Origin of the sequence: Paenibacillus sp. IITD108 (genome assembly GCF_036541265.1) — a bacterium.
In the GTDB taxonomy this organism is placed as follows: Bacteria; Bacillota; Bacilli; order Paenibacillales; family Paenibacillaceae; genus Pristimantibacillus.
In genome coordinates, this window is record NZ_JAZHCT010000070.1 from 1 (window position 1) to 7068 (window position 7068).

At 44.4% G+C, this 7068-nt stretch carries 6 protein-coding genes; 4 read left to right on the forward strand and 2 right to left on the reverse strand.

Annotated features, from left to right (window positions below; all coding sequences use genetic code 11):
• Window positions 1-679 precede the first annotated feature (679 nt).
• Entirely contained in the window at window positions 680-1387 is a 708-nt protein-coding gene (locus V1L65_RS28455; protein WP_331702733.1) for a DNA alkylation repair protein, read from the reverse strand.
• Between the two features lie 53 nt (window positions 1388-1440).
• On the reverse strand, window positions 1441-2331 hold the full coding sequence (locus V1L65_RS28460; protein WP_331702734.1) for a LysR family transcriptional regulator: 891 nt from the start codon (window positions 2329-2331) through the stop codon (window positions 1441-1443).
• 201 nt (window positions 2332-2532) lie between these two features.
• Between V1L65_RS28460 and V1L65_RS28465 the strand changes: the two genes are divergently transcribed.
• From V1L65_RS28465 to V1L65_RS28480, 4 genes are all read left to right on the forward strand, one after another.
• Window positions 2533-3573 (forward strand): YeiH family protein, encoded by a 1041-nt coding sequence (locus V1L65_RS28465; RefSeq protein WP_331702735.1) that lies wholly within the window; start codon window positions 2533-2535, stop codon window positions 3571-3573.
• Between the two features lie 293 nt (window positions 3574-3866).
• Window positions 3867-4805, forward strand: coding sequence for an ArsR/SmtB family transcription factor (locus V1L65_RS28470; protein WP_331702738.1), 939 nt, complete (start codon window positions 3867-3869; stop codon window positions 4803-4805).
• A 218-nt stretch (window positions 4806-5023) separates the two neighbouring features.
• Window positions 5024-6811 (forward strand): glycoside hydrolase family 2 protein, encoded by a 1788-nt coding sequence (locus V1L65_RS28475; protein WP_331702736.1) that lies wholly within the window; start codon window positions 5024-5026, stop codon window positions 6809-6811.
• A 23-nt stretch (window positions 6812-6834) separates the two neighbouring features.
• A partial coding sequence (locus V1L65_RS28480) for an ATP-binding cassette domain-containing protein (protein ID WP_331702737.1) occupies window positions 6835-7068 on the forward strand: 234 nt, incomplete at its 3' end.

Genomic DNA, 7068 nt, shown 5'->3' on the forward strand with positions numbered 1-7068 from the left:
GAGAATTTAAACCATCATTTTTGCACGAATAGCGTTTGTGGCAACCCTTAGAATTAAGTGTGGCTATACTTTCTAATGACTATTTTAATATTTTATCAGAAAAACATAGGCCTGCTATTGATAAATTTTTAGATAAACACTTTCTAGACAATACGAGTGAATACTTAATATCATTAGAAATAGATCCTCTTACAAACATTGTAACAAAGATGCATAGTTTCACATTAAGCAGGAGAGTATTTACTATGCCTGAGACCGCTCCTATTGTGGACCGCAAATATGACTCAATTATTATTAATCAGCTTTTCAAAAAAATCAGAGTTAATTTTAATGTGTGTAGCCGTATTAAGTTTAGCACTTGTCATAAGATCTTTCACAACTCCTAATAATATCCCTATCTTCTGTATTTTTGACTATATCCATATGTCTTTTTTCCTGGCTATTTTTATCATTATGCTGTTCAAAGGATTTAAAATACAAAACAACTGATCTATCAAGGTGAAACGGCTGTCGCCCCTTATGGCGATAACAAGTTTCATTCCGGAGAAATATTAGAACAGGTATAAGCAGAAAACTTATACTTTCTAATATTTCAAGGATAAACGGCTCCGTCGTCCTTTGGAAAAAATCATGCCTAAGCTATTTTAGCCTAGGCATGAAATCTGGAAAACGAGGGATATTAACACCTTACATATTTGCGTTTGAACCCAATCTGGCCTTTATCTACAGCCTTTTGGATATTTTCAGACGCTTGCAGGAACTTGCTTTTCTTAATATCCTTGTTGACTTCTACTGGTCCTACTGCCTTTGCGGTCTCGACTGCCTTTTCATGGAGCGGCGTATAGGATACAGCCACTGTGTACATAAAATTGCTCATCGCGTATTTCGTACGCTCAGGAGAATCGTGAATTGTTTTTTTCACCATTTCAAGCATAGCTTCCAGTTTGCTTTCAGAAAATTCATGATCCGGACGATTGCCCAACAGCCAGCAATAGCAGCTCCAGCCCCCCGACATTCGCAGCTCTTCACCGCTAGCGATCCATTTATCCGCAACTTCCTGCGCAATATCCGTTTCTGCCAGAGTTACTGCAACCACATAATCAGACAGCATATAAAAATAAGCCCCATCCATCCAACGTTCGAAATCGGCTTCAGTCATAATATCTGGGTCTGCAATAACGCCTGCAAAATACATGGCATCGTAGTTCCCCGTCGCATACAGCTGTTCAGCCAAAGACTGATCTTTTTTTATTTTTTTGGCAATTGGCTTCATTTGGCCTGTTGCTGCGCCAAAAAGCGGCTCGTGCGCACCATTGGACATGTAGATTTTTTTAGTTCGTTCTTTTCCTATTGCATCAAGTTCCTGCATGACCGCTTCTAAATTCATGTGCAACACTTCCTTTTTTAACATCATTCTATCAAAAATTCGGTCCTCTCGCTTTATATGAGCTTTTTGACAGCATGCACTCTCTCCGCAAATACATCCATTGCCATAGTTGTTATAGAATCTGCCGTGCGGATTAGTGAAAAATTCCGTTCAATCCGGATCTCATTTAGAGGAATTTCTACAAGATCTTTAGATTCCAGTTCCCTCTGGACGACAAAACGGGATAGAATTGCGAGGCCAAGGCCAGCCGCAACCGCTTCTTTAACGCCTTGACTGCTATTGAAAATATACGATCGCTTAACTTTAAGAGCCGCTTGCTGAATAAACTGGTCGCTAAACGCTCGCGTGCCCGAACCGCTTTCACGCTGCACCCATACTTGATCATGAAGAAATTCAGTCTCCATGCTGTTTATTAAGGACAAGGGATGTCCGGCAGCAGCTACGATAATCAGCTCATCCTTCATAAAGGTTGTTACCGACAGATCAAATAGCGCCACATTCCCTTCAACAAGACCGATATCTAGCTTATTTTCCTGGATAGCTTGTATGATTTCTTCCGAATTTCCTATCGTTAAGCTTATCTCAACTTGAGGATACTGCTCTGCAAATTCAGCAATCATTCGCGGCAAAATATATTCCCCGATCGTAAAGCTCGCCCCAATTAAAAGTGAACCGGTTACGGTATCATGCAGTCTGTGAATATCTTGCTTCGCTGCCTCGTAAGAGGACAGAATTTCCTTTGCCCGCTTATATAGAAGCTCCCCTGCTTCAGTCAGCTTAACCTGCTTGGGAGATCGATGCATCAGCTTTGTCCCGAATTCATTCTCTAAATTGCGAATATGTAAACTGACACCCGGCTGCGATAAATTTAACATTTCTGCCGCCCGGGAGAAATTACTCTGTTCTGCTACCGTGACAAAAACCCGAAGGGTTTCAACGATCATGGAACCGCCTCGCTTTCTCCATTATTTTGTCCTCTTTTTATTTAATCATAAGTTTTTCTCATGATACAGATAGCAAATTGGTATTTCCCTTCTTCTTTTGAAGTCCCTATAGTGAAGGCATAAGACGTTAAACGGCTTCGCCGTCCTTTGACAGCAGCCGATGAAATATAAAATTTTGTAACTATATAGGGAGTGAACATCATGACTCAGGCACAGGGTATGCCGCTAAATAAGAAAAGGGGATTTGACTTTACCCAAGGAATCGCTTTGACATTAGGAATTGCTGTGACGGCTAAGATTTTGGCGAGTTTTCCATTCCTTAGCATCATGGGCCAGCTTGTGATCGCCATTCTGTTAGGTATTGCCTGGAGAGCGGTAATCGGCGTGCCCGAAAAGGCAATGACGGGCGTTTCCTTCTCCAGCAAAAAGCTGCTGCGCTATGGCATTATTCTGCTGGGGATGCGATTAAATCTCGCAGATATTGTCCATGCGGGTCCGAAGGTACTGGCAATAGCGATTATTAATATTACGTTTACGATCTTTGTCGTGTACGGACTTACTAAGCTTTTTAAGGTAGACAAGCGGCTGGGCATGCTGACTGCATGCGGCACGGCAATTTGCGGGGCAGCAGCTGTCGTTGCCATCTCGCCCCAGATAAAGGCCAGTGACGATGAAACAGCAATCGGTGCAGCAACCGTAGCGATTCTCGGTACGATTTTCACATTGCTTTATACCGTGTTATATCCAGTTCTAGGTTTGACGGCTGCTGGCTATGGTATTTTCTCAGGAGCCACGCTGCATGAGGTCGCTCATGTCGTTGCTGCAGCAGCGCCAGGCGGAAATGAGGCGGTTGATCTGGCCGTTATTGTGAAGCTAACGCGTGTGGCACTGCTTGTACCGGTCGCCATTCTGATCGGTATTTGGACGAATCGGGCTGAGCGCAAGGAAGACAATCATACAGAAAAAACAAGCTGGAAATCCATTCCGATACCGTGGTTTATTCTAGGATTTCTAATCATGAGCGGCGTCAACACACTGGGCATTTTTTCAGCCGACATCGTTAATCTGGTTGTACTTGCAGCCTATTTGCTGATTGCGATGGCTATGGCCGGGCTCGGTCTTAATGTCGATATCCAAACCTTTCGCCGATTGGGGATGAAGTCTTTCGCAGCCGGTCTGATCGGTTCTGTGTTACTGTCGATTTTGGGATTTACGCTCGTAAAGCTGTTTGGGTTAAATTAAAAACGACGAAAGAGCCCTAACCCTGATTTAACGCAACAGGGCTCTTTGTTTATCAACTATTTTGCAAACAGGGATATACGTGTAAAGATAAGTTCCGCCTGGCAAAGCTGACTGCTCAGGTGAAACGGGCAGCACGAAAACTTCTAATGAATGCTCAATTCATCAACCCCCTATTACTTCAGCAAACTGTTCATTAATATTTGTTACAAAAATATTGATTCAATACAAAAAAGTAATCTATAATTATTAGAACAAGGATAACAGCAAAATTAATAGGATGGTAGGTGAAGGCAATGTTGCAAGTTGGAATGAACGAGCCGGAAAAGCTTGTAAAGGTGGCCCATGCCTTATCGACAAGAGCGCGAGTGGACATACTCCGGCTGCTCAATGCCAGGAGCATGAATGTCATTGAAATTGCTGAAGCGTTGTCTTTGCCGGTTTCCACAGTGGCTAACAATGTGAAAATACTCGAAGCAGCGGAGCTTATTAATACAGAGCTGCTCCCGGCTGTACGTGGAGCAATGAAGGTATGCACACGCAGCTATGATGATGTTCATATGATTCTTAATACGACGTTTCGCGGCTCTCAGGACGGGAAGCAGGTATACGAAATTGATATGCCGATCGGTCAGTACAGCTACTGTGAAGTGTATCCGACCTGCGGGATGGCAAGTGCTGAGGCGATGATTATACAAGAGGACGAGCCGGCCAGCTTCTATCATCCGAATCATATTGGCGCGGGTATTATCTGGTTCCGCAAAGGTTACGTTGAATATTTGCTGCCGCTTGAAATTCCAGAAGGCTCAAAGGTTGATTCTATAGAGTTTTCGATGGAAATATGCTCGGAGGCTCCTAATTTTGATCATGACTGGCCTTCGGATATTTCTGTTTGGGTTAACGGCGTGGAAATCGGCATGTGGACGAGCCCTGGCGATTTCGGCGATCGCAAAGGCAGGTTTAATTCAAACTGGTGGGCGCAACAGACTACGACGCAATACGGTCTTTTAAAAACTTGGCGGGTTGATGCTGAACGGACGACGCTTGATATGAAAAAGGTGTCGGATGTTACGCTTGCGGATTTGAAGCTGGAGCAAAGACCAAGCGTCAGATTGCGCATTGGCGTTAAAGCCGATGCCCTGCATAAAGGCGGAATTAATTTGTTTGGCCGGTCTTTTGGCGATTATGAGCAGGATATTGTTATGAAGGTGCATTATACGTCTGCCGAACTATAAAAAATGAAGTGATTCGAGCATTAGTTACAATTAATTTGTAACTAATGCTCTTTTTTATTTAATAGTTACAATAAAACGATATGAAACCGTTGACAACCTTGTTTTATATCACTATAATCGAACCAAAGATACAAAATAATTGTAATAAAACAAATAAGATGTTTTTGTATCTCGGCATAGACCAACTAAAACAACAACATAAGGTAAGGTGAGCTGCAATGGCATTGAAAGATCACTATCGCAAGGACTATCCGCGTCCGCAATATGTGCGCAAGGCTTGGCTGGATTTGAACGGCGCTTGGGATTTTGCATTTGATGATGATAATAAAGGGGAAAGTGAAGGCTGGCAGGCTGGCTTTGCGCCTGCGCATACGATACAAGTGCCGTTTGTTTACGAAACAAAAGCAAGCGGTATAGGCGAAGAGGAGTTTCATCCCTATGTCTGGTATCAAAAAAAGGTGGCGGCAACGGAGGAGCAGCTTGCAAAGCGGGTAGAGCTTCATTTTCAAGCTGTAGATTATGTCGCTAAAGTATGGATTAACGGTGTTTTTGCAGGCAGGCATGAAGGAGGCTATTCCGCTTTTTCCTTCGACATTACGTCCTATTTGCACACCGGAGATGACAACATCATTATTGTAAAAGCTGAGGACAGCGACAGCTGCACGCAGCCGCGCGGCAAGCAGCGCTGGAGAAAGGATAACTTTGGTTGCTGGTATGTCCAAACGACAGGAATATGGCAGTCCGTGTGGCTAGAATATTTGAGCAAGCAATTTGTATCACGGGTTAAGATTACGCCTCAACTGGACGATAACGCTGTTCATTTTGAATATGCGCTAGCTGGCCATGATTCGTCTGACGCAGCTTTACAGCTGACTACGATTGTTTCCATGGACGACGAGATCATCAAGGAAATAACGATGGCTGCCGATCGCAGCAGCCTGTCGGCGAGTGTGAACTTGCTAAGCGAGAAGCGCGAGTGGAAAGTCGAACGCTGGAGCCCGGAAAATCCTAAGCTGTATGAGGTTGAATTCATCCTGAGAGCTGGCGATCAAGAATTGGACCGTGTGCATTCCTACTTTGGACTTCGCAAAATATCGATTCAGCATGGCAAGGTGCTGCTCAATAATCATCCTTATTATCAGCGGCTTATTCTTGATCAAGGCTATTGGCAGGACAGCCATTTGACTCCGCCTTCGGAGGAAGCGATTCTCGATGACATTCGCAACATTATGGCAATGGGCTATAACGGCGTGCGCAAGCATCAAAAAATAGAAGATGCGCGCTTCCTATACTGGTGCGATGTGCTGGGATTGTTAGTATGGTCTGAGGCAGCGGCTACCTATGAATTCAACGATGAAGCGGTTGATAGATTTACTAGAGAATGGCTGGATATCGTGCAGCAGCATTATAACCATCCGTGTATCGTGACGTGGGTTCCGTTCAATGAGTCATGGGGGATTGCTAATGTTTTCGCCGATGTGAAGCAGCAAAAATTTACGGAAGCGATCTATCATTTGACCAAGTCGATCGATCCTTATCGTCCAGTAGTCGTTAATGATGGCTGGGAGCATACGGTATCCGATATTATTACGCTGCATGATTATGAGGAGTCAGGCGAAGCGCTAAGCCGCCGCTATGCGGATAAGCAAGCGCTCATGAATAATGAAATCGCCTTTTCCAATTGGAAGTATGCGATGGCGCAGGGCTATGAATACCGCGGGCAGCCTATTATGATTAGTGAATTTGGCGGTATTGCCTTCAAAAGCGAAACAGGCTGGGGATACGGCAATCAGGTTGCGTCTGACGAAGCCTTTATTGGAAGATTCCGCTCGATTACGCAAGCAATTAAGGATCTGGACTATGTCGTCGGCTACTGTTATACCCAGGTCTCGGATGTACAGCAGGAGGTAAACGGGCTGCTCACTGAAGACCGCAAGCCTAAAATTGATTTGGCCATTGTAAAAGAAATTAATCTGGCGCCAAGAAAAAGCGCTCATGAACGTTAAAAAGCCTTAGGGAGGCTGAAATAATGGCATCGATTGAACTGAAAAATGTGACAAAAACGTTTGAAAAGCACAATGTCATCGAAAACCTCAATCTGACGATTGAGGACGGTAAGTTTACCGTTTTGGTTGGCCCTTCCGGATGCGGAAAAACAACGCTGCTGCGCATGATTGCAGGCCTTGATCCGCAAACCTCCGGTTCTGTGCTGATTGACGGCAAAGACGTTTCGCAAACGGCGCCCGGCAAGCGCGGGCTCGCG

Coding starts and splice junctions, on each gene's coding strand:
- V1L65_RS28475 (WP_331702736.1), top strand. CDS start 5,024: ATGGCATTGAAAGATCACTATCGCAAGGACTATCCGCGTCCGCAATAT.
- V1L65_RS28470 (WP_331702738.1), top strand. CDS start 3,867: ATGTTGCAAGTTGGAATGAACGAGCCGGAAAAGCTTGTAAAGGTGGCC.
- V1L65_RS28455 (WP_331702733.1), bottom strand. CDS start 1,387: ATGAATTTAGAAGCGGTCATGCAGGAACTTGATGCAATAGGAAAAGAA.
- V1L65_RS28465 (WP_331702735.1), top strand. CDS start 2,533: ATGACTCAGGCACAGGGTATGCCGCTAAATAAGAAAAGGGGATTTGAC.
- V1L65_RS28460 (WP_331702734.1), bottom strand. CDS start 2,331: ATGATCGTTGAAACCCTTCGGGTTTTTGTCACGGTAGCAGAACAGAGT.